The organism is Saprospiraceae bacterium (genome assembly GCA_016709995.1).
Taxonomy (GTDB): domain Bacteria; phylum Bacteroidota; class Bacteroidia; order Chitinophagales; family Saprospiraceae; genus JADJLQ01.
In genome coordinates, this window is the sequence record JADJLQ010000002.1 from 1012462 (window position 1) to 1038665 (window position 26204).

General features: G+C 41.2%; 26 protein-coding genes and 2 pseudogenes. 10 read left to right on the top strand and 18 right to left on the bottom strand.

Annotation, left to right across the window (positions count from 1 at the left end; genetic code table 11):
* Window positions 1–14: 14 nt before the first annotated feature.
* On the bottom strand, window positions 15–353 hold the full coding sequence (locus IPJ09_18290; protein MBK7373347.1) for an STAS domain-containing protein: 339 nt from the start codon (window positions 351–353) through the stop codon (window positions 15–17).
* A 180-nt stretch (window positions 354–533) separates the two neighbouring features.
* Between IPJ09_18290 and lysM the strand changes: the two genes are divergently transcribed.
* Complete coding sequence (gene lysM, locus IPJ09_18295) at window positions 534–1010, top strand: peptidoglycan-binding protein LysM (GenBank protein MBK7373348.1); 477 nt, start codon at window positions 534–536, stop codon at window positions 1008–1010.
* Window positions 1011–1174: 164 nt separating this feature from the next.
* On the opposite strand, the gene aroC is transcribed toward lysM, so the two are convergent.
* The 3 genes and pseudogenes from aroC to IPJ09_18310 all read right to left on the bottom strand — a co-directional run bounded on the left by aroC (window position 1175) and on the right by IPJ09_18310 (window position 5471).
* Window positions 1175–2254: a chorismate synthase gene (gene aroC / locus IPJ09_18300; GenBank protein MBK7373349.1), complete on the bottom strand. Its 1080-nt coding sequence runs from the start codon at window positions 2252–2254 to the stop codon at window positions 1175–1177.
* A gap of 38 nt (window positions 2255–2292) precedes the next feature.
* Window positions 2293–4556, bottom strand: a pseudogene (locus tag IPJ09_18305) (NADP-dependent malic enzyme).
* 225 nt (window positions 4557–4781) lie between these two features.
* Window positions 4782–5471, bottom strand: a complete 690-nt coding sequence (locus IPJ09_18310) for an outer membrane lipoprotein carrier protein LolA (protein ID MBK7373350.1) — start codon at window positions 5469–5471, stop codon at window positions 4782–4784.
* A 77-nt stretch (window positions 5472–5548) separates the two neighbouring features.
* On the opposite strand from IPJ09_18310, the pseudogene IPJ09_18315 reads away from it, so the two are divergent.
* Window positions 5549–6427 (top strand): annotated as a pseudogene (locus IPJ09_18315) (esterase family protein).
* 76 nt (window positions 6428–6503) lie between these two features.
* Here the strand turns inward: IPJ09_18315 and IPJ09_18320 are convergent.
* The 6 genes from IPJ09_18320 to IPJ09_18345 form a co-directional block, all read right to left on the bottom strand.
* On the bottom strand, window positions 6504–6782 hold the full coding sequence (locus IPJ09_18320) for a hypothetical protein (GenBank protein MBK7373351.1): 279 nt from the start codon (window positions 6780–6782) through the stop codon (window positions 6504–6506).
* Window positions 6783–6862: 80 nt separating this feature from the next.
* Window positions 6863–8194: a M6 family metalloprotease domain-containing protein gene (locus IPJ09_18325; protein ID MBK7373352.1), complete on the bottom strand. Its 1332-nt coding sequence runs from the start codon at window positions 8192–8194 to the stop codon at window positions 6863–6865.
* 389 nt (window positions 8195–8583) lie between these two features.
* Window positions 8584–8817: a hypothetical protein gene (locus tag IPJ09_18330; protein MBK7373353.1), complete on the bottom strand. Its 234-nt coding sequence runs from the start codon at window positions 8815–8817 to the stop codon at window positions 8584–8586.
* Between the two features lie 292 nt (window positions 8818–9109).
* Window positions 9110–9541 carry a hypothetical protein gene (locus tag IPJ09_18335; protein MBK7373354.1) on the bottom strand — a complete coding sequence of 144 codons (432 nt, stop codon included), beginning with the start codon at window positions 9539–9541 and terminating at the stop codon, window positions 9110–9112.
* A gap of 36 nt (window positions 9542–9577) precedes the next feature.
* Window positions 9578–9973: a hypothetical protein gene (locus tag IPJ09_18340; GenBank protein ID MBK7373355.1), complete on the bottom strand. Its 396-nt coding sequence runs from the start codon at window positions 9971–9973 to the stop codon at window positions 9578–9580.
* Window positions 9974–10254: 281 nt separating this feature from the next.
* Window positions 10255–10731 (bottom strand): GNAT family N-acetyltransferase, encoded by a 477-nt coding sequence (locus IPJ09_18345; GenBank protein MBK7373356.1) that lies wholly within the window; start codon window positions 10729–10731, stop codon window positions 10255–10257.
* A 47-nt stretch (window positions 10732–10778) separates the two neighbouring features.
* Here IPJ09_18345 and IPJ09_18350 point away from each other — a divergent pair, with 47 nt between their 5' ends.
* From IPJ09_18350 to IPJ09_18375, 6 genes are all read left to right on the top strand, one after another.
* Window positions 10779–11648: an alpha/beta hydrolase gene (locus IPJ09_18350; protein MBK7373357.1), complete on the top strand. Its 870-nt coding sequence runs from the start codon at window positions 10779–10781 to the stop codon at window positions 11646–11648.
* Complete coding sequence (locus IPJ09_18355; GenBank protein ID MBK7373358.1) at window positions 11638–12456, top strand: alpha/beta hydrolase; 819 nt, start codon at window positions 11638–11640, stop codon at window positions 12454–12456. The genes IPJ09_18350 and IPJ09_18355 overlap by 11 nt, the downstream gene beginning before the upstream one ends.
* Window positions 12457–12472: 16 nt before the next feature.
* Window positions 12473–12760: a nucleotidyltransferase domain-containing protein gene (locus tag IPJ09_18360; protein ID MBK7373359.1), complete on the top strand. Its 288-nt coding sequence runs from the start codon at window positions 12473–12475 to the stop codon at window positions 12758–12760.
* Window positions 12757–13224 carry a hypothetical protein gene (locus IPJ09_18365; GenBank protein MBK7373360.1) on the top strand — a complete coding sequence of 156 codons (468 nt, stop codon included), beginning with the start codon at window positions 12757–12759 and terminating at the stop codon, window positions 13222–13224. Before IPJ09_18360 ends, IPJ09_18365 begins: the two co-directional genes overlap by 4 nt.
* Window positions 13225–13346: 122 nt before the next feature.
* A complete protein-coding gene (locus tag IPJ09_18370; protein ID MBK7373361.1) occupies window positions 13347–14276 on the top strand; it encodes a UDP-3-O-(3-hydroxymyristoyl)glucosamine N-acyltransferase in 930 nt (309 codons plus the stop codon).
* 50 nt (window positions 14277–14326) lie between these two features.
* Complete coding sequence (locus IPJ09_18375; protein MBK7373362.1) at window positions 14327–16774, top strand: T9SS type A sorting domain-containing protein; 2448 nt, start codon at window positions 14327–14329, stop codon at window positions 16772–16774.
* A gap of 34 nt (window positions 16775–16808) precedes the next feature.
* On the opposite strand, the gene IPJ09_18380 is transcribed toward IPJ09_18375, so the two are convergent.
* The 3 genes from IPJ09_18380 to IPJ09_18390 all read right to left on the bottom strand — a co-directional run bounded on the left by IPJ09_18380 (window position 16809) and on the right by IPJ09_18390 (window position 19819).
* A complete protein-coding gene (locus tag IPJ09_18380) occupies window positions 16809–17900 on the bottom strand; it encodes a beta-lactamase family protein (GenBank protein MBK7373363.1) in 1092 nt (363 codons plus the stop codon).
* Complete coding sequence (locus IPJ09_18385) at window positions 17900–18598, bottom strand: hypothetical protein (protein MBK7373364.1); 699 nt, start codon at window positions 18596–18598, stop codon at window positions 17900–17902. The genes IPJ09_18380 and IPJ09_18385 overlap by 1 nt, the downstream gene beginning before the upstream one ends.
* Before the next feature lie 144 nt (window positions 18599–18742).
* Complete coding sequence (locus IPJ09_18390; protein MBK7373365.1) at window positions 18743–19819, bottom strand: OmpA family protein; 1077 nt, start codon at window positions 19817–19819, stop codon at window positions 18743–18745.
* Window positions 19820–19925: 106 nt separating this feature from the next.
* Between IPJ09_18390 and IPJ09_18395 the strand changes: the two genes are divergently transcribed.
* A complete protein-coding gene (locus tag IPJ09_18395) occupies window positions 19926–20639 on the top strand; it encodes a UMP kinase (protein MBK7373366.1) in 714 nt (237 codons plus the stop codon).
* A 5-nt stretch (window positions 20640–20644) separates the two neighbouring features.
* Here the strand turns inward: IPJ09_18395 and IPJ09_18400 are convergent, their stop codons facing one another.
* The 4 genes from IPJ09_18400 to IPJ09_18415 all read right to left on the bottom strand — a co-directional run bounded on the left by IPJ09_18400 (window position 20645) and on the right by IPJ09_18415 (window position 23912).
* Window positions 20645–22057 (bottom strand): tetratricopeptide repeat protein, encoded by a 1413-nt coding sequence (locus IPJ09_18400; protein ID MBK7373367.1) that lies wholly within the window; start codon window positions 22055–22057, stop codon window positions 20645–20647.
* Window positions 22058–22381: 324 nt separating this feature from the next.
* Window positions 22382–22825 (bottom strand): sensor of ECF-type sigma factor, encoded by a 444-nt coding sequence (locus IPJ09_18405; GenBank protein MBK7373368.1) that lies wholly within the window; start codon window positions 22823–22825, stop codon window positions 22382–22384.
* A 35-nt stretch (window positions 22826–22860) separates the two neighbouring features.
* Entirely contained in the window at window positions 22861–23355 is a 495-nt protein-coding gene (locus tag IPJ09_18410) for a hypothetical protein (protein ID MBK7373369.1), read from the bottom strand.
* Window positions 23356–23366: 11 nt separating this feature from the next.
* Entirely contained in the window at window positions 23367–23912 is a 546-nt protein-coding gene (locus tag IPJ09_18415) for an RNA polymerase sigma factor (GenBank protein MBK7373370.1), read from the bottom strand.
* A gap of 113 nt (window positions 23913–24025) precedes the next feature.
* Between IPJ09_18415 and IPJ09_18420 the strand changes: the two genes are divergently transcribed.
* Window positions 24026–24571 carry a 1-acyl-sn-glycerol-3-phosphate acyltransferase gene (locus tag IPJ09_18420; GenBank protein MBK7373371.1) on the top strand — a complete coding sequence of 182 codons (546 nt, stop codon included), beginning with the start codon at window positions 24026–24028 and terminating at the stop codon, window positions 24569–24571.
* 33 nt (window positions 24572–24604) lie between these two features.
* On the opposite strand, the gene IPJ09_18425 is transcribed toward IPJ09_18420, so the two are convergent.
* The gene (locus IPJ09_18425) at window positions 24605–25975 is read right to left on the bottom strand and encodes a DUF5005 domain-containing protein (GenBank protein MBK7373372.1); all 1371 of its coding nucleotides are present in this window, start codon (window positions 25973–25975) and stop codon (window positions 24605–24607) included.
* Window positions 25976–26204: the final 229 nt, after the last annotated feature.

A 26204-nucleotide genomic window follows, 5' to 3' on the forward strand; every position in this document is an offset into this window, starting at 1 on the left:
TTCAGGAGCGTACTTTATACATGAAAGTCTTTTATCGCACTCTCCAGATCAGGAAAGTGCTTGAAGATCATAAAAAAACCGGAAATTTCAAATACTTCATTAACTGTTTTATTAAAACAACAAAAACGGATTTCGCCGTCAGACTTACGCACCAGCTTGTTGGCTGCAAGAAATATGCGCAGTCCGGCACTGGAGATATAATTAAGATCTTTAAGGTCGATGACTATACTGTGGTTGCCACCCATAATCAGTTGCTGTATTTTTGATTCTGCTTCAGGAGAGGTAGCAGCATTAAGATCTCCTGAGATACTTACTACTTTGAGCCGTTCCAGGTTTCTTATTTCAATTTCCATATGGTTTAGAATAAAATCAAAAAATAAAAAGTTTAAGGTACATAATATTTCCCTCCACATTCTATCTTAAGACGAAATATTAAACGATAGTAACCAATATTTCAAAAATTTCTGTGACTTTAATTTTTTCACCCGTATGTATATAGAACTTAATTATTCAAATAAAATCTAATAACAAACATGGGACTATTTTCTTTCTTAAAAGGTGCTGGAGAAAAACTCTTCGGCTCCAAACCATCTACCACGGCTGTTGACGCTGAAGCTGCTGCGGCTGCCGAGAAAACACAAAAAATAGCTGCAATGCAGTCATTTATCACCGGCTTAGGTCTTGATGTTCAGAATCTTGATATAGATCTGGACGGGGATGTGGTCACGGTATATGGCCAGGCTGTTAATCAGGCTGAAAAGGAAAAACTGATTTTGGCATTGGGCAATGTACAGGGGGTAGCTTCTGTAGATGATCGGGTGTCTGTAATAGCCGCTCCTGAACCTGAAGCAGATTTGTATGAGGTGAAATCTGGTGATAGTTTGTCAAAAATATCAAAACATTTTTATGGAGATCCGATGAGATATAATGAAATTTTTGAAGCAAACAAACCATTATTGTCCCATCCTGACAAAATATACCCGGGACAGATGCTGAGAATACCGAGATAAAAGCACACTATAAGAAACCATCTAAAGTCACCTCAGTTACATCTGTAGCTGAGGTTTTAGTTTTTTGTTTCAGAGGTTTTCAAACTTTCAATATAGATGGTAAGCAAGAGCACTATCCGCGAACCAATAAGTATAAATTATATAAATATTTGATAGGCAAATACTTATACCTGTGATGCGCGATGCCTAAGCAAATGATCTGCCAATACGATAGCTGCCATCGCCTCTACGATCGGTACCGCTCTGGGCACGACACAAGGGTCATGCCTGCCTTTGCCTGTCACCGTTACGGATTCACCGGTAATATCCACAGATTCTTGTTCTGGGATGATGGTTGCAACGGGTTTGAAGGCTACCCGGAAGATGATGTCCATGCCATTGGAGATCCCGCCTTGTATGCCACCGGAATGATTGCTTTTAGTTTTGATCGATTCGCCTTCTTTATAAAAAATGTCGTTATGCTGAGATCCTCGCATCGTCACTCCGGCAAAGCCTGATCCGATCTCAAATCCTTTGCAGGCATTGATACTCAACATAGCATGACCGAGCTCAGCATGTAGTTTATCGAATGCAGGCTCACCCAATCCGGGAGGACACCCTTTGATAATGCAAGTCACTGCGCCTCCTATGGTATCTCCTTCCTTTCTGACTTCTTTGATCAGGTCGATCATTTTTTCTGCCATTTGTGGATCGGGGCACCTTACAGGATTGGACTCGATTTGGGCTACATCTATATTTTCAAAATCAGGTTGATATACCAGAGGCCCTACCTGGCTTACAAAAGCATGGATATGTATATTGTGCAGATGCAATAAGAGCTTAGCTATTGCTCCTGAAGCTACCCGTGCTGCAGTCTCCCGTGCTGAAGATCTGCCTCCACCCCGATGATCCCTATAGCCCCATTTGGTTTGATAGGTAAAATCTGCGTGAGAAGGTCTAAACTTATCTTTTATATGGTCATAATCAGACGAATGCTGATCCATGTTTTTCAGCACAATACAGATCGGGGCACCCGTAGACCGATTTTCAAACACTCCGGATAAAATCTCTATCTCGTCAGCTTCTTTTCTTTGCGTCACGATATTAGATTGGCCAGGACGCCTTCGATCCATCTCCCGCTGGATGTATTCCTGCGGGATTAACAAACCGGCAGGACAACCATCGATCACCACACCTACAGCTTTGCCATGAGATTCACCAAAGGTGCTGATTTTAAATATTTCTACAAATTGATTGCCTGCCACTTGTTCTTTTTTTCGTAAAAATACAATTTAAAGGTAATCTAGGATTTTTGTTGGGCATCCATCACCGCTATACTGACCATATTGACGATCTCACTCACAGTACTACCCAGTGACAGAATATGCACTGATTTTTTCAAGCCCATGAGTACTGGTCCCAATGACTCCAGGTTGCCACCTTCTTTCAATAATTTGAAGGCGATATGGGAAGCTGCCAGGTTAGGGAATATCAACGTATTGGCAGGCCCATTGACCAATTTCGAAAAGGGAAATGCTTCTTTAACTAATTCACGATTGAGTGCAAAATTGCCTTGTATATCTCCATCGACCAGGAGGTCCGGATAGTCCCTGTGCAGAATCGTGATGGCCTCCCGCATTTTGGTAGGTATAATACCTTTGACAGAACCAAAATTGGAAAAAGAGAGCAGCGCGATCTTGGGCTCCACATTAAACTTTTTGACCACTGAGGCAGTCTGCAAAGTGATATCTACCAAAGTTTTTACATCAGGATCCAAATTGACCATCGTATCAGCAAAAAACAAAGGTCCTCTTTTGGTCAATAAAATATCCATACCGGCGACGATATGCACATCATCCGCTTTGCCAAATAGGCGCAAGGCCGGCCGCAAAAATTCCGGGTAATTGGCAGTCAATCCACTCACCATAGCATCTGCATAACCGTGCTCTATCAGGCTTAGTCCGAAATAATTCCATTCGACCATCAGGTTTTGCGCCGATCGGAGAGTCACGCCTTTGCGGTTTCTTTTATTAAAATAGGTATCCGCAAATTTTAGTCTTCTGGATTGTTCCTGGTCATTTCGAGGATCTATGATTTGAGCTTCATCCAGGGACAATTCGTATTCTGCAATCAATTGTTTGATCCGATCTTCATTGCCCAACAGGATGGGTTTGGCAAGATTTTCCTCGATACAGATCTCGGCAGCTTTGAGTATTTTATAAGACTCGGCTTCTGCAAAGACCACCCGTTTAGGGTTGGCTCTGGCCTTGGACCTGACCTGGCGGATCAATGGTTTGAACAACCCCAGTCTCTTGGTGAGTTCTTCCGCATAGGTTTCCCAATTACTGATCGGATTTAGCGCTACCCCAGTATCCATGGCGGCTTTGGCGACTGCTATAGCTACAGTGGTAATGAGCCTGGGATCTACAGGCTTGGGGATGATATAATCAGGACCAAAATGCAGATTGGCACTACTGTAAGCAGCGTTGACTTCTTCCGGCACAGGCAGTTTGGCAAGATTGGCCAGTGCATAAGCAGCGGCTAGCTTCATTTCATCATTGATAACTTTAGCACGCACATCCAGCGCCCCTCTGAATATATACGGAAATCCCAAAACATTATTGACTTGATTGGGATAGTCCGATCTACCGGTGGCCATGATCACATCGTCGCGGGTCGCCTTCGCATCGGGATAGGTAATCTCTGGGTTAGGATTGGCGAGTGCAAAAACGATGGGATTGGCAGCCATGGAGGCCAGCATCTCTTTTTTCATCACGCCGGCGATACTCAGACCTAAAAAACATCTGCATGGACCAGGGCTTCTTCCAGGGTGTCAATGTCTCTGTCGGTCACGAACTCCAGTTTTTGAGTATTGAGTCCTGTCCGCTTTTTATTGAGAACCCCATTGCTGTCCAGCATCACTATGTTTTCACTTTTTGCTCCAAGTTTTTTATAGAGTCGGGTACAGGATACTGCAGATGCCCCGGAGCCACTCACGACAATCTTTACTTCACTTATTTTTTTGTCTACAATTTCAAGTGCGTTTAATAAAGCTGCAGATGAAATGATCGCTGTCCCGTGCTGATCATCATGCATCAGAGGAATATCCAATTCTTTTTTCAGTCGATCCTCAATGTAAAAACATTCAGGGGCTTTGATGTCTTCCAGGTTGATACCACCGAAGGTAGGGGAGATCGCCTTGATAGTTTCAATGAGTTTGTCAGGATCAGTCTCATTGATCTCTATATCAAACACATCGATGTCTGCATAGATCTTGAAGAGCAGGCCTTTGCCTTCCATGACCGGCTTGCCGGCCAGGGCGCCTATATTGCCAAGGCCTAATACGGCAGTGCCATTAGAAATGACTGCGACGAGATTGCCTTTGGCAGTGTATTTATAAGCATCCTCCGGATTAGCTTCAATGGCCAGGCAGGGCTCGGCTACTCCCGGCGAATAAGCCAGGCTGAGATCTTTTTGGGTCGCATGAGGTTTGGTGGGGATGACTTCAATTTTACCTGGGCGACCTTGCTGGTGATATTCTAAAGCGTCTTTTTTGAGATCAGACATACTGTGGTTGGATAGATTTGGTTAGGTCTCGCGAAGGTAACCAATATGATGGATATTTTGAAGAATAGATTGAACAAATGGTTAAAAAAAAAAATTATTTTGTTAATAACGGAAAATACTATTACATGAGTAAAATCCAGCTGCAACATTTGAATAGTTGAGGATGCCAGTATATATTAAATGGCTTAAATGGAAAACTTAATCTAACAATATCAGTATGTTAGACTATCTCAGATCCTCTACCTTGACTCCCGGATATTTTGCAGCATTCCATTCAAAGGTATTGTCTGCAAAATTTTGATTGACCTGGCTACTCAGGGACAAAGTATATTGATCACCATTCTTAAGATAGAGGGATATCGTTTTATATTGTTTTTTTGCCCGATCTATTTCGGCTTTGATTTTAAAAAATTCTGCGTTTTTGTCCAGCGGTTTGAAGTCGATCACATCACACAATACCCCATTGACTTTCGAGGTTCCTGCGGTCACATAAGTAAAATCAGGCGAATCATGAATCTGTATCAGTCTATATGGTGACAAAGGATCATTTTGTATTTCTGCAGCATCATTGATCTGTACTTCGTTTCTTTTCTTTAAGTAGGTCCAAAGCGTCTTGCCATCAGAACTTATCTCCTGATCTTGTAAGGTAAGCCGGAAGCTGGTGTTTTTTAGTTGAACGACTCCTTTTTGAGTGGAAGGTGCCGCCTCTGCAGGATCATAAGTGAATTGAAAATTAATTACTACCCCTTTGTCTAACTTTAGTTGGTCCTTCACTTGTTTTAGCAGGGCTTTGGCTTGAGGATCAGCATCTTTGGATGATGCATAAGTGATTGGTTTATCTCCGGGCTGGGCAGAAGTGGATACAGTAGCCACGATGGTCAATAAAAATCCTAAAAAAAGGCTGGATGCTTTCATATTATACCATGCAAACGTAACAAGAACTATTCAGGTTCTTAAATAGTAGTTAATTTGGTGTCAAATAAAAAAATAATATGCGTAAAATCTTTTTTGTATTGATGATGGGCTGTAGTTTGATCACTACGGTTTGTGCTCAAGGACAGTTATTCGAAAGTCTTGGGTTCAATAGCCGGATGATTGGCAAAAAAATGAATTATTCCATTTATCTTCCGGAAGGTTATAATACCTCCAGTCGAAGTTATCCTGTACTTTATCTGCTGCATGGATATACTGACAACGAAACGGGTTGGACTCAGTTTGGGGAAATCGAACAGATTAGCAAATAAAATGATGGATGCCGGCGAGGCTACCCCGATGATCATCGTCATGCCCGATGGCGGAGTCAGCTGGTACATTAATAATTTTGATCGTACCATGCCTATGAAGATTATTTTTTCCAGGAGTTCATGCCTTTTGTCGAAAGTACTTATCGCATCAGGAAGGAGAAAAAATACCGGGCTGTGTCCGGCTTAAGTATGGGAGGATATGGATCCTTTATGTTTGCGATTAAACACCCGGATATGTTCTCCTATTGTGCACCATTGAGTGCAGCTTTTTTTGAGGAGAGCTCAGCTATCAATACCCCGCAAGCCAATTACGATAGAACTTTCGCTGTGCTATATGGGCCCGGGCTAGCTGGTGCTAATAGGATCAACGACACCTACAAAGCCAATGACCCATACAGAATCATCAGTGATACCAGCAGGACCAAAGCTCTTAAAACTGTCAAATATTACCTCGATTGTGGCGATGATGATTTCTTAAGTGCTGCCAACGCAGAGATGCACAAACTGATGCTTGAAAAAGGTATTCCACACGAATTCAGGATGCGGGATGGGGTGCATAATTGGACTTATTGGAGGTATAGCATTCAGGAGGTGCTCAAAGAGATCACCAAATGCTTTCACCAATAATTGAAACGCTCATCGCGATATCGGCTTCTTTCAATATGGACTTTGCAAGAAAACACAAGTGAAATAAAACGAACGATTAATAGATTCCTTCCTTCATAAAATACTCCTGGCCAAACACCTTTCGGACGACAGCCTTTAACTTGTGACCCTCCTGGAATTGAGGTGCTGAGGGGTTGCGCACATTGATCAGGATTTTATTTTGTTCATCTAACCTGGCCAGGTTAGGAAAGCCTTTGATATCCTTGCTCTTCTCCAACATCACTTTCAATTGAGTGTAGTCCTTTAGCTTTGGATGGGCCGTTGATTCCAGTACGGTTCCTGTGATTTGAGCCCAATTTTCTATGATAGTCGGCATCTTGAATGGCTAAGTCTGTGTGATAGTGACAGGGGATTGAGGTGCAATCCCCTGCCAGGTGAATAATGAGTAAGGTAAAGCTATTTGACCTTGAGCGTAGCTTTCATGGTAGGGGCGGGTGCACTGATATTGCTCACCGAGACCAGGCTATCTGAGCCTGCATAGGTATTTGAATTGGGTATGCTGGTTTTATCAAATTTTTTGTTGAGAGTAGATCCTGGGTAGCAGTCACCTGCATCTCCCCGATTCCGATTGAATTCCAAATCCTTTTGACCATCTGCTTGCACGAGTCCCACTTTGTAATGGCTTTCATTTCTATTGTCAGGCGTCGATTCATCTATATGCCAGATAAGCAGTCCTCCGCCCGGTAGAAATTTATCAAACATGACTTTTTGCCGGTTCTCCAGTAAAAAGTACTCATTGGCTCCTGTACCTCTTTTCCACATTTTGATCACTTTGCGTCCGGTCTTGACATCGGGTATAGATACATTGGTTTGGTTGGTCGTTTGGTTTTTGATACTGACCCAGCCCTGCTTGCATTTGCACCAGGCACTTGGATGAGCAGGTGTCTTGCCGTCATTGTTCCAGCTACCACCTCCCATCAAACACCAGTTGCCCACACCCTCACTGCTGTAATCTGTATCATACAAATCCGGGAAACCAAACAGTAGATGGCCTAGTTCGTGTGCGCATACACCCAGGCGACAATCCTCCGGTACGGTCAGGTAGGAGTAGATTTTAGTGGTGCCATCAGCAGTATATGGAGAGCCTTCGAGCACCCATTTATGAGACCATATATCATTGGGATTGCCGGAGACTTCACCTCCTGTGCCTGCATGGATCACGATAAAGGCATCTACATAGCCGTCTCCATCGTTGTCGAAAGGGGTAAAATTGATCACTGGATTGGCTTTGATGGCAGCGTCCCTGGCCAGGGTCCGAGCATTGGGCGATACATCTCCGGTACCGGCTTCTCCATGGGCATATTGTTTGAGTGTCATTGGCATCCTGTAGGGACCCACCACCTGGCCTTGTATATCTATCTTTCCATTGGTCACCTCTCTATAATATTCCCTCACACTGCCGGTAGTGATTTTTCCCAATGAAAAAAACAAGTCTTCAAAATGGCTTTTAGAGGTTGTCATTGCTTTGTCTGAAAAATCTACCAATACGACTGCCACACGCACCGTGCCTGAGAGTGGAGCCCTTTCCGCAGCTGCACTACGTGCCCGATCTGCAGAAGTGCCTGCTGGAAAACTGGTGCCGGGGTAGATCAAACCATCATTAAAACCCACCCTGGTCTTTGGCACTACACCGATCCGATCGGTGAGTACACTTCCCCTGGTGGCGGATTTTAATTTTTTCATGGCAGTATCTATTTTCTTTTTCAATTTTGGGTGGGGTGCGATCATGCACCGACGACCATCATCGCTTTTTAATGCTGCCTCGTGAATGGCCAGAAAATCTTCCAGCACCGTATTTTTTTGTTTTGTTTTCATGATAAATGAGGTTTGTATTTTAAAATAAAATAAATGAGGTTCATCGAGCCTGAAGCCTTGGCCGATCATCATTTGAATTAGAGAGTGCCATATTTAATAAATGCTTTTGCTTGAATAAAAGTGTAATGAAGGGCGGAAATGTCGAGGGGATAGTTATTTTTAACATATGGAAGGTCAGCAAGTAGAATAATCAGGTAATGGTAGGTCAGATTTGCGGCCTTAATAATTATTCTGGCTGAGGTGTAAGAATTTCAAGATGCATACTTGGTAAAACACAAAGTGAAAAAATTCCTGGCTGAAGTCTAAAAATTGTTGGCAGCCCTGGCCGATGTATTCACCTGCTCAAAAAATACCCTGGTTGCATTTTTGATCCCTACTATGGCAAATAAGGCTTTAATGTCTTCTTTGTCGGCATAATTGATAAAAAACTCCAGGACTACCGGCAAGGGCAGATCTTCCTTTGCACTGTCTTTGATATACCAGAATAGGTGGGCGTTTTTACGGATCAATGCCTTTAATTCCGGAGGGTTTTCCATATAGCTAAGATATAAAATCTTATGCTATTTTTTGGTATAATTTTAGGCTTGGTTTGCAGATACATATAAAATATTAATAATTGTAAAATATTGATAATCATTTTAATAGTGATATTTTTATACCCTTACTGGATGCGAATACAGTGGAAAATTCTCGAAACCTATCAAAGCAATTAATGCTGCCGACATTCACCTGTAGTAATAGTTAATTCATACGGATGAAGGTTCTTAAAATTAACGAACGAATTCTTTGTTTAATGATAAGTCTTGGAATCCCGAATGTATGCACCTTTTATCTTTTACCTATAATATCTTTTACAGCTTTATAGTGCCTTTTTATATGATCCTGATATTCCTTATTAGATCCCAGAAAATTTACAATGTATCTATTTATTTCACTGCTTAAAGCATCTTTGCTATATGACATAAAAATTGTTGGGCCTTTAAATTGTTTTACTGAGTCATCATTTTTGGAAGTATGCATCCACTTAGCATAGAACTTAGTTGATTCCCAGCCATATGAAATGACACTGATGAGCTCAGGTGACTCCCTTTTTAGGATCACAGAAATAAATACATGCCTGCAATCACAATTCTTTTCTACACAGTAAGATTCGGCTAGCCCTATGCTAATTTCAGGGAAAATACTTTTTTGAAAAACTACGATCTTATAATCTTCAGGTATGGCAGTGGGCACTATTTTGTGATAGAATTCAGGTATCATATTGAGAACGGATTGTATTTTTAAGTTTAATTGAGGCTACAGCATTTCTTTCATTTCCTCCATAAATACCAGTGAAATAAACTTTCTATAAGCACTATCAAAAATCACTCTGCCAGGTGCTATAATTTTTTCAATTGATTCCTTCAAATGTGCAGGTCCATCCATTACCAGGGTTATAAATTCGTTTGGAGTCTTTCTGAACTCTGGATGATCAGTGAGCAGAAAGATATGCTTGAGTATATCTGCATCAGCACAAGACATTTCGATACCCAAGTGAAATGCGTACTGTGAAAATTGATCTACGGCTGCAAAGCTATATGCAGGTTTTCCGGCAACATTAAATGTAAGAAAAAAGAAAGCGATTGCCTCTCTGCTACGTGTTACTTTAGGAAAGTTATTTTTGTATTGTTTAATAATACCTCTTGCTTTCATTTAGTATATATTTAAAATCTTTCAAATACTTTTTCTCAGTAAAAATTATTTAAAGTATTCATCCGGCACTTAAAACTCAGCTTATATATAACCTCTTCAGTTAAAGTGGATAACAATGATGATGAGAATTTCTCCAATCTGTTCCTTGTATTTTGAGTAAGTATTTCAAGTTGAACTTTAATTCAGGATGATTTCTCATACTTCAAAGCTACAAATTCTTGCGTTTTTTTTTAACAAAACAAGGTTCGATTTCGCACCTCGTAAATATAGGACAGGAACCTTTAGCTTTTGACTGATTCCAAACCATGTTCCATTCTAAAATTCCGGATCTCCACCCCCCGCACCATCTTCACATTTTCATGAACTGCTTTAAATCCCTGGCTTTCAAAAAATGGCCTGGCAGTAATGCTCACCTCTGAATAAATGATCAAATATTTTTGGCGCTTGGCTTCGGCCAGCAAAACTTTTAATATCAGCGTAGCCACTCCGATTCCTTGATAGTCCCGATGTACATACATAAAGTCTATATAGTCTTTGATGAGGGATCCAAATCCTATCAAAGTGTTCGAGGTATCAAAGGCCAGCATGCAATATTGGTCTGTGATTAATTTTAGCCATCGATCTGCATTGAATACTGATGCAGTCCAGATGTCGATCTGATCAGCGTTATAATCTTTCGTATTGACAGATCGGATAGTGTCTACAAAAAGATTTTGCATGTTGGGTATATCGTCAAGCGTGGCTAAGCGCAGGTACATGGATTGAATATTTGAGGTTAATTTAGAGGTTTCATACCAATTGATATATGGGAAGATCTATAACAGCTTGTTTGTTCATCAGTATATTTTGGTTCAACTGTGGTTTTGGCCAACAATACCATATTACTAATGATCTGGTTTTTGCTCAAACTCCGGAGCGGACTTTGGCCCTGGATCTTTATCTGCCAAAATCTCAGAGTCAACCCTATCTTATAATATGGGTACATGGTGGTGCCTGGCACAGTGGCTCTAAGGAGAATCCGCCCAAAGATCTTCTGCAAAGAGGCTATGCGCTTGCCAGTATCGATTATAGGCTGACTGTGGAAGCCACCTTTCCTGCCCAGATCTTTGACATCAAAGCTGCGATTAGATTTTTAAGAGCCCATGCAACACAATATGGCTATCGGTCGGATAAAATCTTTATTTGGGGATCTTCGGCAGGTGGGCATCTGGCAGCACTGGCTGGAGTTACCAATGGCCTCCCATCTATGGAAGGCTCTCTAGGCGATAACCTTAATGTGTCCTCCGACATCCAGGGGATTATAGATTTTTATGGCCCTTCAGATCTGACCACGATCCTGGCTCAATCTACCCCACATGGACTCAATGTGCGCACCCCTGCGCTTGCATTGATGTTTGGCAAGCCCCTGGACCAATGCAAGTCCGAACTGGAAAATGCCAGTCCCGTCATGCACGTTTCTCCTGATGATCCCCCCTTATTTATCTTACACGGTGATCAGGATATCCAGGTACCGGTCAATCAATCGATCGAACTCTTTGGAAAGTATAGAGCACTGAATCTTCCTGTTCAATTAGAATGGGTATATGGTGCTGGGCACGGCGGCAAAAAATTTAGCGATTCGGTGTTGATAGATAATGTAATTTCCTTTCTTCAAAAAATTATTCATGAAAAATAAACAATTGGCATTTTATTGGGTCGTCATCGTGGCCATGTGCGGTATGCCTTTTTTTATATTTTGTCAAAAGGATAGCACCTCAGGTTCTTTTGCCTCCTTTGATGGTACCAAAATATATTATGAAACTTATGGAGCTGGCAGGCCGGTATTGCTCATACATGGATTTACAGGCGATGGGACTTCATGGAAAAAATCTGTACTGTTTCAGGAATTACGCGCTCACGGATACATGCCTGTATTGGTGGATATGCGTGGCAATGGCCGGTCTGACAAACCTCATGAAGCAGCCGCTTATGCCTCAGACGCCGAAGCCCGTGATCTTATCGCATTGATAAATCATCTTCATTTTAAATCGTATGATGCTATCGGTTATTCGCGTGGATCTATCATTCTCGCCAGGCTCATGGTGTTTGATCCCAGGCTGGGCAAAGGGGTGATGGGAGGTATGGGGGCTGACTTTACCAATCCTGACTGGCCCCGCAGGGTACTCTTTTACCATGTGTTGGCGGGTGATACCATCGTAGAAAGTATGCAACCTATGCTGGATAGAATAGAACACTCCGGGCTGGATAGAGTAGCCCTCTCACTGCAGCAGAAAGAGCAACCCTACACCAGTGAAATCACCCTGGGAAAGCTGGAACACAAAGTATTGGTGATATCCGGGGATGAAGATTTTGACAACGGATCATCCAAAGCACTCTCCGAGATGATTCCCCGGTGTGTATACAAAACAGTGCCAGGCAGACACGGAGGTACTCAGCTCACCCGGCCGTTTAGCGATGAAGTCATGATGTTTTTGAGTAAATAGTATTTATTTTTGCCAAATGCGCATTTCTAAGGAGGAGCATACATATATAAAAAAATTTTGGACTACAAAGGTTAAAGGTAGCTCAGTGTTTTTATTTGGTTCTAGAGTAGAAGACGCAGGCAAAGGAGGTGATATAGATTTATTGGTTTTGACTGAAAAGAATATTTCCCTGGATGAGAAAATGGACTTTATGATTGGTTTTTATTCCAGGTTTGGTGAACAAAAGCTAGATATTGTCAACTTCACCTATGATCTTGACAGTCCTTTTAAAAGAATTGCACTTTCAAATGCCATTGAATTATGAATGCTGAAATGGACATTATTGAGGAATTAAAAATTGAATTACAATATATCACTCAAGCTTTAGAAACATTTCAATATTCTTTTGAGCATTGTTCTCGAATTGGAATTAAAGAAAATTATACATTTGATGAATTAGACAAATGGGAGGCATTTACTGCTCGTTATGGTAGAATCAGTGATATATTGACTCAAAAAATATTAGGATCCCTAATGATTTTAACTGACGGATACAATGGTTCATTGATTGATAAAGCAAATTTTGCAGTCCAACAAGGTCTCGTTACATCCAACGAAGAGTTTATTAAGCTAAGATTGCTGCGTAACTTTATTACCCATGAATATAATAAGCAAAATACAAATGAAGTTTTTGAAAAAGTATTAGAAAAGTACTCCATATTATACGACTTAGTAATTAAAGTAAATAAGCATGCTACATCAAAAATATTTGATAGACTTAAAGAATAAGTCAGCCGAGAACGGATTTGCCAAAGGTGCCTATTCATGTAATAAATGTTAAAAAAATTGATATTGCCTTTGTCATTAAGTAAAAGACCTTTTATGTGCCTTCGTCGCAATATCTTTATGAAGTGAAATTTAACCAACCTATTGCTGCCAGGGATCTTGCTGTCATGTGTGAGGCAGAATTATTAGGAGATCCTGATATCTTGCTGTCTGGGCTTAATGAAATACATAAAGTCATCCCAGGCGATCTCATGTTCGTAGACAATGAAAAATATTTTACCAAAAGCCTCTTGTCTTCTGCCACTGGCATATTGATAAATAAACGAATAGAGGTCCCTGAGGGCAAGGTATTGTTTTATCACGAGCGACCATTCGATGCATACAATGCCCTGGCTTGGCACTTCAGACCCTTTATTCACAGTATGGAATCTATCTCTTCCCTCGCTATCATAGATCCAAGCGCTACGATCGAACCCGGAGTAGTGATAGCGCCCTACGCGCGTATAGGCGCGGGAGCGTATATCCAGGCCAATACCTATATAGGGTCCTACACGGAGATCGGAGAACAAGTGATCATCCAACCCTCCTGCATTATCGCCAATGATGCATTTTATTATAACAAATCCAACAAACAATATACCAAGTGGCGATCCATCGGCAGAGTAATCATTGAAGATGAGGTGGAAGTGGGTGCGGGCAGCACGATCGTAAGAGGAGTCAGTGGAGATACCATCCTGGGAAAGGGTACTAAACTTGATAGCCAGGTACATATCGGGCATGGGGTAGTTGTAGGCAAACACTGCTTGATCGCTGCACATACTTCCATCGGAGGTAAAGTGATCATAGGTGATCATGTCACGATTTATGGACAGGTGGGTATCGCTCAAAATGTCAGGATCGGAGACGCCGCAATCTTATTGGCCAAAACCGGTGTTGACAAGGATTTGGCAGGGGGCATCACTTATTATGGTATCCCTGCGCAGCCTGTAAGAAAGGCTTTTAGGCAACTGGCTATCTTGAGAGGACTGACAGATGGTGCAAAAGAAATTTCATGATTTTCCCATACTGGTTATTTTATTTCATTTTACTTTTTAGCCAACCAGTCATGGTGGATTCAACGAAGCTGACTGAAAACAAACCCTCAGACTGGTTTTTTAATCAAAGATCATTTCCTCTGGATACTATTCCTCAATCATTTTATCACGAGCAGGTGATCCTGGTGCAAAAGCTTGCCAAATCTCGAAATAGAAAAAATATTCAACCATGGAAGTTTGCTGGGCCTACTAATATTGGAGGCAGGATCACCGATATTGAAGCCAGTGCACCCGATCCTGGTCTGATTTATATAGGCAGTGCCTCAGGTGGTGTATTTAAGACAAAAGATTTTGGATTGACCTGGACACCCATATTCGATCAAAATCCGATACTTGCGATTGGCGATATGGCCATCCACCCTTCGGATCCTAAAATACTATATGTTGGGACAGGGGAAGCCAATGGCGGTGGAGGTTCGGTGGCCTATGATGGCAATGGTATCTTCATGACCAATGATGGGGGATTATCATGGAAGTACCTGGGTCTGGAGTTTTCGGGTAGTATCTCTAAAATTTTGATCCATCCAAATAATCCTCAGATCGTGTATGCTGCCGCTATGGGCAAATTATTCAGCAAGAATCCTCAGCGGGGTATTTACAAAAGCATCAATGGAGGGGACACCTGGGAGCTTATTTATTTTCAATCAGATTCTGTAGGTGTCATCGATATGGCGATGGACATACATCATCCTGATACCTTGTATGCTGCTACCTGGGAAAGGTCAAGAAATGTTTTTGGAATCAATTATGGTGGAGCGGGTTCTGGCATTATAAGATCCTTTGATGGAGGAAAAATTTGGTCCCCATCTACTCTGGGATTGCCAGAAGGTGATAATATCGGACGAATAGGTCTGGCAGTATCCTCTACTGAGCCAAATAAAATCTTTGCTCAGTATGTAGATAGTCGTGGCAATTTTTTGGGCATCTACCGGTCCGATGATTTTGGACATAGTTGGAGTAAACCAGGTGGGAGGATTAATAGTGCAGGCTTCGATTGGTGGTTCGGTAAGATCTATGTAGATCCTAAGGATGCCAATATCGTTTATAGCCTTGGTCTCACAGCTTATAAGTCTACTAATGGAGGCCAACAGTTTTTTCCAATCGCAGACAATAGTAATGAAGAAGTCCATGTGGACCAACATGCTTTGTTTATATATCCAGACAATACAAATAATTTGTTGCTTGGCAATGATGGAGGTTTGTATACTAGCGCAAATGCAGGGGGCAATTGGCGCAAAATCAATAATCTTCCCATCACACAGTTTTATACCTGCCACATAGATTATAGCCATCCGGAGCGATTGTATGGCGGCACGCAGGACAACAGCAGCATGCGCTCCCTGACTACTAGAGTGGACCAATGGGCTATCATCTCTGGTGGTGATGGCTTCGTCTGTCTGGTAGATCCCAAGGATAGTAAATATGTATACACAGAATCTCAATACGGTGTGGTCGTCCGTAGCACAGACGGAGGTGCTTCTTTTTTTACAGCTTTAAATGGAATAAATGGTGTGGATAGAAAAAATTGGAATTCGCCCATGGTATTCCATCCCACCAATCCAGCTACATTATTTTTAGGCACTGATCGCCTTTATAGATCAGATGATCGGGCGGTCAGTTGGACCTCCATATCTCCTACCCTTGCTCCGGCAACCGGGGTGAGGACTTATGGCACCATCACTACTATCTCTGTATCGCCGATAGATCCACAAATCATTTATTGTGGCACCGATGTGGGCAAGGTCTGGATCACTGCCAATGGCGGAGCTTCCTGGAAAGCAATCAATGAAGGATTGCCTCAGCGGTGGATCACAAGCATCCTTGCAGATCCTATTCAAAAAAACAGGGTGTACCTGACCTTGTCAGGATATCGCTATGGAGAGTCAATGCCTCACGTGTTTGTATCTGACAATAATGGCTTAGGCTGGCAAGACATTTCAAGAGGCCTGCCTCCAATACCCTGCAATAAAATAGTAGCAGACCCTTCTTTTTCAGGTCATATAGCGGTGGCCACGGATGCAGGAGTTTGGCGATCCTATAATCATGGCCAGCAGTGGGAGATGCTGGGAGATGGTATGCCACTGACCATAGTCACTGACCTGGATTTTAATTTTCCCACTAGAAAATTAGTTGCAGCCACCTATGGCCGGGGTATATACACCTATGATTTGGAATTGCCGGTGTCCATCTCAGCAGATACCCGATCAACCATATATCTACAAGCCTATCCTAATCCGGTGACCGATCGCTTAAACATTCATTATACTACCGGCCACCTGGAAAATCTTAATCTCTCTATCTTCACTGCACACGGGAATGTGATCTGGTCAAGAAGTCATCACGGAATGGATCAGAAAACCTTTACTGAAAACCTGGTTTTTAATTATCCTCCTGGAGTTTACTTTGTAAGTCTTCAATCAGGCAATTTCACTAAAACGATAAAGATCGTCAAACAATGATGGCCTTGGGGTATTGAATTCCAAAAACAGTTGATCAGTACTTCGCCAAAAGATCTTCGATTTTCTCCAATATAGGGCGCATGCGATCACTCGCATTATTATTGAGTAAGATGACGGTGTACTTTTCATCTATATATCGCTTGATATAGGTTTTGTATCCAGGGTTGTCACCACTGTGGGCTACTATTTTTCCTAGTTTCAAATGCTGGCTCAACTCCCAACCAAATCCATACTGGCTGAGAATACCATTATTTAATTTTTGAGGTGTCCAGGCTTCATCAAGGGTTGTACGGGCTACCAGGATCGGAGTGTACAAGGCACGATCCCATTTGAGCAGGTCATTGGCGTTCATGCTGATTCTACCAGGGCCTTTTCTATGGCCTAACCAGATGGTATAGTTGGATTCCTTATAATCATCTGCATGTTGGTATGATTTTAAACTTTCATCATAGACATGGCCGGTGGCAAAGGAACTTATTTTGAGGCGAGAGCTTGGAGTTCTGAAATCAGCTGACTTCATTTTAAGTGGTTTGAAGATTTGGGTTTTCACCATATCGATAAAATCTTTCCCCGCGGCGGCCTCCGCTATGCTGGCCAATAAAAGATATCCCGTGTTGCTGTACTGATATTTTTCGCCTGGTTTAAATAAAATAGGTTGAGGATATTTTTTCAAATAATCTATAACATCCAGGTTGTCTGCGATTTTGTTTTTATCCCAATGCTCATCCATGATGGCTTGATAATCAGGGATGCCGCTGGTGTGGGTCAATAATTGTCGTATAGTAATTCCTTTATAGGGCAAGTCGGGTATATATCTTTCCAGGGATTCATCGTAGCTGAGAGAACCTCTTTCTTTAAGCATCATGATGATCATGGAAGTAAATTGTTTGGATACAGAGGCCAGTTCGAAAATGTTCTTTTTTGTTAGCTTCTTTTTGTTTTTAAAATCGGCATAACCCTGTGCTTCGTATATAATTGGTTTGCCATTTTTGGCTACCAGGAGAACCCCGCTAAATTGATTTTGAGTCCATTCAGTTTGTAATAAATCATGCAGGGAGGTCTTTAGCGCTGACTGGGCAGTCAGTAAGCCTTCGGTCAATACTATCAGTAGTACGATTAGTCTCATCAAAACAAAATTTTAAAAGCCAGATATTGGGCTACAAATCCAACCAAATATCCTAAATAAACTTCTTTGGGTGTATGCGCCTTAAGATACAATCGACAGGTACCTACGAGTCCGCCAATCAACAGCGAGGTGATTAAAACTGATCGCCAGGATAGTATAGTGAGTCCCTGACCCGGTATATTTAATGAAAACTGCTCATGGCTAAACACATTGAAAGTGATCCAGGTCATTGCCACCAAACCACCCATCACAGCAGTATGTGCACTTAATTTGATAAATAAATTGATCATAAATACCAAGACCAGTGTGATCAAAGCACCGAACACAAATATATTATAGACTAAAGGCACTTTAGGATCGTGTCGGATATTGATGTACAACCAAAGGTAGAAGATCAATGTGACGATATAAGGACCTGTCCTGTCCAGGCGATCATTCAGGTCATAGGATGATATCAAGCTCAGTTTTTTCAACATCAGTATACTCACCAAAGGCAAGGTGAATGTCAACATAAATACCTGCAGCATAAGTATGGACTGGCCGGAGGCAGAGCCAACTCCAAATAAATAAGGATTAAGGGTTAATAATATATATAGTCCATATGTAGGCCACCAAAGTGGATGCACTATTAATGACACGAAATGTGCTGCCCAATTAAGGAGCGTTTTTTTGCCTGGTTTGCCAACAGATGATTCCAATAGTAAGATAGTTAGTATAAAAGTAGTCTTTACATTTCAGGTTTGAGGTGATCCCGGGGTATCTTAGGCCTAAAATTAACTTGATTTTTTTCTACAGACAAAAAATAGCGAGATCCCAGCTTATATGCTTTAAATAAGTTAACCTCATCTGATAATCTCAAAAACTACCCGTCTATTTTTTTGCCTGCCCACTTCGTCCTGGTTAGAAGCTATTGGAACATCATATCCATATCCTTTTGTTTTTATTCGTGAAGGATCGATATAATGTCTTGTTAAAAAGTCTGCCACGGCATTGGCCCGGTGGGTCGACAAAGTTTGATTGTATTCTGAAGATCCAGTATTGTCGGTATGTCCTATCACATTGATATGAACAGATGGATGGTCTGTCAAAAACGCCAAAAGTCTGTTGAGTTCTTGAAACGAGGCGGGCAAAAGCCTGGTTTCATCAAAATCAAAATAAATATTTTTCAACTCGATGGACGATTCTTCCAATTGTATTGAATCATAAGATTCGATATCCTCTCTGTCGAGTATAGGAGGTATTTTTTTAAGACTGACTTCGTCAATATAATAATAGGCATAGGGTTTACTCGAGTCAGCTGACATTTTTTGCGCCAGTGTATGGGCATCAGATCTAAAATTGCCGAGGGTGAGGTAGCTTGCTTCTGTCTCGGCAAAAAAACTTAAAATCACTTTTTGCCAGCCTTTTAGTTGCCGTATTGGTAGGTCATAAAAGGGCTTTAAGTCCAATAACCTATCGTCGATTACCTGGGCGGGATGTTTATCCATGGCGACCTGCAGCTTATCGATATAGTGCCCGCCGGGCATTGGAGCCAGCCACATTGTCAATTCATATTCCTGGCCGATGACCAATGAATCAATGAGCGGAGCAGTCACATATTCTCTACAATGGAGCTTACCTTGATTGCAACCATAGAGGGTGAGCCCCACCATAGACTTACCGCGGAAAGGAAATACAGCAGTAAATCCCATCTCCCGCCAGTATATAGGCACCGGTATTTCTTGATGATACACATCAGGAGAAGCTGCAGTAGGACTTTTCCAATCGCTAAACACGAGGTCAAAGTCCTGCCCGGTATAAAACCATCTTTCTGGCGCTCCAATTATTTTTTCGAATCCGGCATTGGGTACAAGATTTTTTATTTGCCCCCTGGCTGCAGGAGCAATAATCATCATAATAAATACCAGGCGAATCCCCATTTTTCTATTGGCTTATAAGTAAGGTAGATGCAAGTTATCAGATTACACACGATCTGTCAAGCATTTGTTATTTTTACATCTTATCAAAAACTTAACTGCCGGATACATGTCGATAAAATATAAAAGAATTCTTTTGAAATTGAGTGGCGAAGCACTGATGGGAGATCAACCATTTGGCATTCAATCTGATCAGTTACAACATTATGCGGCTGAGATCAAAACCATAGCAGACGCCGGCGTGGAGATCGCCATTGTCATCGGTGGAGGTAATATATTCAGGGGACTCAGTGCAGAAAAGTCCGGTGTAGAAAGGGTACAAGGAGACTATATGGGTATGTTGGCTACGGTGATCAATGGTATGGCATTGCAAAGCGCTATGGAGTCTATCGGATTATATACCAGGCTTGTATCTGCGATATCCATGGAGCAAATAGCGGAGCCATATATCCGTCGGCGAGCCATCCGGCATCTTGAAAAAAGAAGAATCGTCATTTTTTCGGCAGGTACCGGCAATCCCTATTTTACCACAGATTCCGCTGCTGCACTGCGCGGCAATGAGATCAATGCTGAAGTATTGCTCAAAGGGACCAAAGTGGATGGCATCTATACATCTGATCCCAAAAAGGACGCTGATGCTACTAAATACTCTAAGATTTCATTCAAAGAAGCTATCGATCAGTCCCTGGGTGTTATGGACATGACTGCCTTCACCATTTGCCAGGAAAACAAATTGCCCATAATTGTGTTTGATGTCACCACCAAAGGCAATCTTCTTAAAATCATTCAGGGAGAAACTAACCTGGGAACTCTGGTCACTTAAGAGTATTACTCAAATAACTCACCTTTGTAATAATTGATGATGGATAAGATATCTCTGTCTTCTTGCATGGCTGGAGCCAAAGCATAGATACAATGGTGTGTATTAAAATCATCTTCTAAGACCTCTGCCAGTATATCAATGGACTTAGTTTTTTCTCCAAGAAGATAATGTACCGCTGCCCTGCAATATAAAAGATCGCTGCCCACCGAAGATATCTCTCCCTGGTCCAGAATCTCTAATGCCAGTTGCACCTTGCCATGATGTATCAGGAAGGATGCATGTTCAAACCAATAGGAATTTTGCTCCGGGGCACACGAAGTAGCCTTCTTAAAATTGCGATTGGCTTTATCAAACTCACCGATTTGGGCAAATGCTTTGGCTAAAGCAAGAAAGTAGGTATCACTGGTCTCGTCTATAGAGATAGCTCTGCGGTAACATTGTATCGCCTTATGCCACTTGGTTTCGGCAGCAAAACATTGTCCCATCAAATAGTGGGCTTCTTCTCCAAATAAATCCTGAGTCAAACTTTGGTTGAGGTATTTTTTGGCGAGTTTATAATCTTTCAATTGAATAGCACATTCTGCCAGGGATATCAGTACATCATACTCCTCACCAAAAGTGGAGATCACCTCCTGGTAGATGGACAATGCCTTGTCCCACTGCTGCAATAACACACAGGTCTCTGCACAGTCTATATAAGCTTGTTCAAATTGTGGTTTGATCAGGAAAGCGTATTCGAAAGCATCGATAGCTTGTTCGTACTCACCAAGGTTCGAGTAGCAATGGCCAAGATTGTACCAGGCAAAATGAGAGTATGGAGAGTTTTCGAGCATCTCCTGCAAAAAATTTGATATAGACTTGTAGTGCCGGGATATGGAGATATAGTCAGATAATAATTGCTGACCTTTATCATGATATGGATTGGCTCTCAAGGCATCTTTGAGTGTGACGAACCCTTTGTTGTACTCTTCTGCATGAAAGTAGATTTCGGTCTCACAAGCCAGGACTTCTACCAGGTCAGATTGACCTACATAGGTCTTCATATTATTTAGAAGGGCAAGTGCGGTGTTTTTATCTTTTAATTCAGATAGAATCAAAGCTTTTATCAATAACACTTCCGTATCCTGGGGATGGAGCTGTTCAGCCTGGTAAAGACAGTCCATGGCTTCCAGTGGCTGCTTTTTTACCAAAAGTATTTTTGCTTTGATGAGATAGAAATCGACGCGATATCCATACTGCTCCAACGCTGAGTCAGCTACCTCAATCGCCTTTTTTAAATCGCCTTCATTTTGATAATATTCTATAAGTTTTTGATAGATGCGTATGTCAAAAGTGGTCTTTTCGCCTTGCTGAGTTAATATCTCAAACTCATTTACCCACTGAGTCAGATTAAGGTCATGCTGGTATTTATTTTCCATGCAATGGGATTATAGGTAATTGTAAAATTTGTTTTCCGGGATGAAAAATAGATAATTAGTCTAATCTAGAGAACTTTTTGATGAAAAATATTTTCAAAACTTACTCATAATGAATACATTATGAAGAATATTAATCTTGCAATGCTTTAGTAAATAATCTGTTACATATTGCCCTTAACAATAATTTAATAGTAAGGCGCTAAAGGTCTATGTGTAATACATATTTTATTTCATAAGAGATAAAACAAAGAAAAAAGGTATGAAATGCCTTTCGGCCAATTCATACCTTTTACAAAATGGATAAAAACCTTTTTTGCTTTACTGCTAATTTCTCCTCAATGCCGGTTTTATGCCGTCCCCAAATTGACTTCTTTTGATGAGTTCTTCATTAAAATTTCGCTCTGTTTTGGAGAGTAAAGCGATTTTGCGTGCCGGTAAAACCGGTTTCAAGTCCCGGGCTAGGTTTTTAAACAATTCCAATTCTTTTTCCATCCTTTCGATAGATGATTGGATGGCCTTTTCTGCTTCGGCATCACTCATAGCTTCAAGATTCATATCCAAATTGGCTTGACGCCGGGTGTCTGCCAAGGCGTTTTTATATACATTATAGATAGGCCAGAATTTTTCAGATTCCGTGCTGGTCAATGCCAGCTTGTTGGTGATGAATGCTATTCGAAGGGCTTCTATTTTTTCTCCCCGCTGTGCTGAGAGCGTCCAGGCACTCAACAAGAGAATGGTTAAGCTCAAAATAAAGCGCATTGTTTTCATGATCGATTTATGTTAAATAGGTTGGTTTAAATAGTTTAGTTGAAGTCATTGTCTGATACCTGGTAGAGGTAATCTTCTATCACCGGTTGCAGATCATCCTCTGTTACATTATAGAGTTCCATTTTTTCATTGGACTGATGGAGCAAATTAAGTTGTGCTTCGTCCAGATCGCCAGCATGACTCAATAAATAGGATTGGATTTCATCGACAGGAATATTGACGAAGTCTAAAGCTGGTGCAGTATCTCTGGTCGATCTGAATATAATCAGGATGCTGATGAGTATGACTGCCACACTGCTCGCCAAAGCCAGTACCCACTGTTTGCGGACCGGCCAGAGTGCCACAATCCCATCTAGCAAGCTCCCTTTTGATTTTTGTGCATGGATCTTTTCTAAAACCTGATCAGGCAATCGATTAAAATATCTGAAAGGGAGATCTTCGGATCTGTTTTGATGCAACAGTTTATGCAGTCCAGGAGATAGCGCCTCCAGCTCTTCAAGTATTTCCTTATTTTTCTCAGTATTTTCCATATGCTGTCATTTTAATGGGTGCTCGTATGCACCAGGTGTAGTTCTATTTTTTTTACCGCATGATGATAAGATGCCTTTAGGGCGCCTTCTGACAAATCCAACAGTTTGGCTATTTGCTCATAACTCATCTCATCATAATATCTCAGTTCGAAAACCTGCCTTTGCCGGTCGGGAAGCGTAGACAGCGCTGATTTTAATCTTTCGATCACCTCCTCTTCCGAATTTGAACTTTCCGAAGAATGGTTGGTAAAAGCTGATTCGGTCGCAGGCAACGGCTGGGTTTTCTTCCTGGCAGCCGATTTCTTATAAGTCAGGGCTTCATTGGTTGCGATTCGGTATATCCAGGTGAAAAGAGAGCTTCGGGATTCAAAACGATGGATATTGCGATACGCTTTGATAAACGTATTTTGCAGTACATCGTCCGTATCATCATGGCTTTCCACGATGTTGCGTATCACCCAATACAAGCGTTCCTGATATTTGAGCATCAAATGCCTTAAACCGGTATTTTGACTACCGGTTTGCTGCATTAGTTGTACGATCTCATTGTCAGTCATGTATTTGAATGAATTCTTTGATTCGGATCCAAAACTACATCTTAGACGATCATTGTCCCTCAAAGTTTAAGGGCTAATGAGTATTTTTAAGACAAAATTTGGTTGTTTTAAAGATGGGTAAGTTATTTTGGAATTTGGTTAGACAGTGGATGGGTTGGAAAATAGAAGGTTTTGATATCAATTCTATCCCTAAAGCCCTGGTGATTGTGGCGCCCCATACTTCAGGCTGGGATGTCATAGTAGGTTTATTTACAAGGGGGAGTCAGGGGACTGATATCCGTTTTATGGGAAAACATACTTTATTCAAACCACCATTTGGATTTGTATTCAGATGGTTGGGTGGGGTGCCGGTGGATCGCACCAAAAATACCAACCTTGTGGATACCATTGCTCATTATTTCAAGGATAATGAAGTGTTTCGCATTGCTATGGCCCCCGAAGGGACTCGAAAAAAAGTAGACCAGCTCAAGTCAGGATTTTATTACATGGCCAGGAAAGCCAATGTGCCTATCGTTATGGCCAAGTTTGATTACGAGCACAAAATCGTGACTTATAGCGATCCCTTCATGACTTCTGAAGACAAAGATGCTGATATGGCAAAAGTATGGGCTTATTTTAAAGGCGTGAAAGGCAAACATCCGGAGCTGAGTATCACCTAGGACTTAATCATAACTTATGGTTGCTGGTATAGATCAATGTTGCACCATCAATTTTTTCACCAAATAATGATCTTTTGTCCTCAGTCTAAGGTAAAGCACTCCTGATTCTTTTATATCCAATTTTATGTGGTCTGATTGGTTTGGCACATTATATGTCCTGATAAGTTGGCCATAGATGTTGAACAGATCGATGCTAATAGTTTGATTTACAGGTTTGATTTTGATTTCTATTTGGCCTGAAGAAGGATTTGGAAAAAGTTGGAAAAATTCTGATTCAGGAAAGTCCACTGATTTTGTAACTGGGGAACAATTTAATGCCGGATCAAGTATAGACCATGGCACCCGTACAAATTTAGGCCGATAGCTGTCTGCAGGTATTGATCCCACCAATCCATTACATTCTGACTTGCAAGCTCCATTGACATTATAAGAAACCAAAAAAGTACAACTGTCTGAAAATTGTAGGTGTACTTCAGCATTATAGGTTTTCATATAGTCACCAAATAAAGTGTCCTGGATAGTGTACAATACCTGGCGGTCAGTAAACGGACCAAAAGCAGAAGTAGATTGGAATCCATATATCTCCCTCCCAAGATTACAAGTAAGGAATCCTACTTCCTGTGTGACTAAATAATATTTTCCTTTGAATGGGAAGATTGAATATTGTGGGGAAACTGAAAAGTTAGTACCTGGGAGTTTTTTAAGGTCATCGGAGGAAGATGACCATCCTTTTCCAGTATAATAATCCCAAGTCCCTAATACCTTGTTGATTGGACAACGTGCCAGAAAGGCATCAAAACTCAGAAAACCTGGTTTCACACCATAAATATACAATGAGTCACCTTTTAAATTTTTTAATACGGATACTCCAAAATTATAGCCATCGGGTATGGAAGGATTTTTTGAAAGGCTTATAATTTTTAAATCTGGTATAGTCATCTTTGCCAAATAGCCATCCTGATATTGAAATGAACTATTTACTCTCGAAAGGAATATAAAAGCAGTGTCTTTATGGATGTACCCCTTATTTGGCCAGATAACCGGATCATTTGCCACATTGTCGCTGGTTTTGAAAAATGTTCGTGCCAATCCTTTTGCAGCAGTATCCAATAAAGTACTGAAGTTTTTGCCAGCCTGAACCATTACAGCATTGCGTACACTGAATATACAGGGTAATCTTTGCTGCCCATTTATCGAAGTTACATTATTGAGATAGCTGTCACCAAAAAACCATAACGACCTTTGATCTGGCAATTCCAGCGATATGGTGGCATCACCTGCAGTCCACCCTGATGTGCGCCGAAATAATTGGGTAAATCCCGTGTCTACCCGGGAAATAGATTGAGCTGATCCCATTAAAATGAAAAGAGACCATATCAAAACACTAAATATTTTTCTGATCATGCTATAGGGTTCTGAGTTAATTTTCTCTACTTAGCTAGATTAATTTAGGAGATTCTATGGCTATTACCCCATTTAATCCTATTATTCTTATTCAATTTTAATAGACTGGAGTTATTATTTTTGGGCAGGAAAAATAATGTGGATGATTGGCTATACAATTACTATTTGATTTATTGATTTATTAAATTTACCACTTGTAGCCAAGTCTGGTCTCCTCGAATTATTTTTA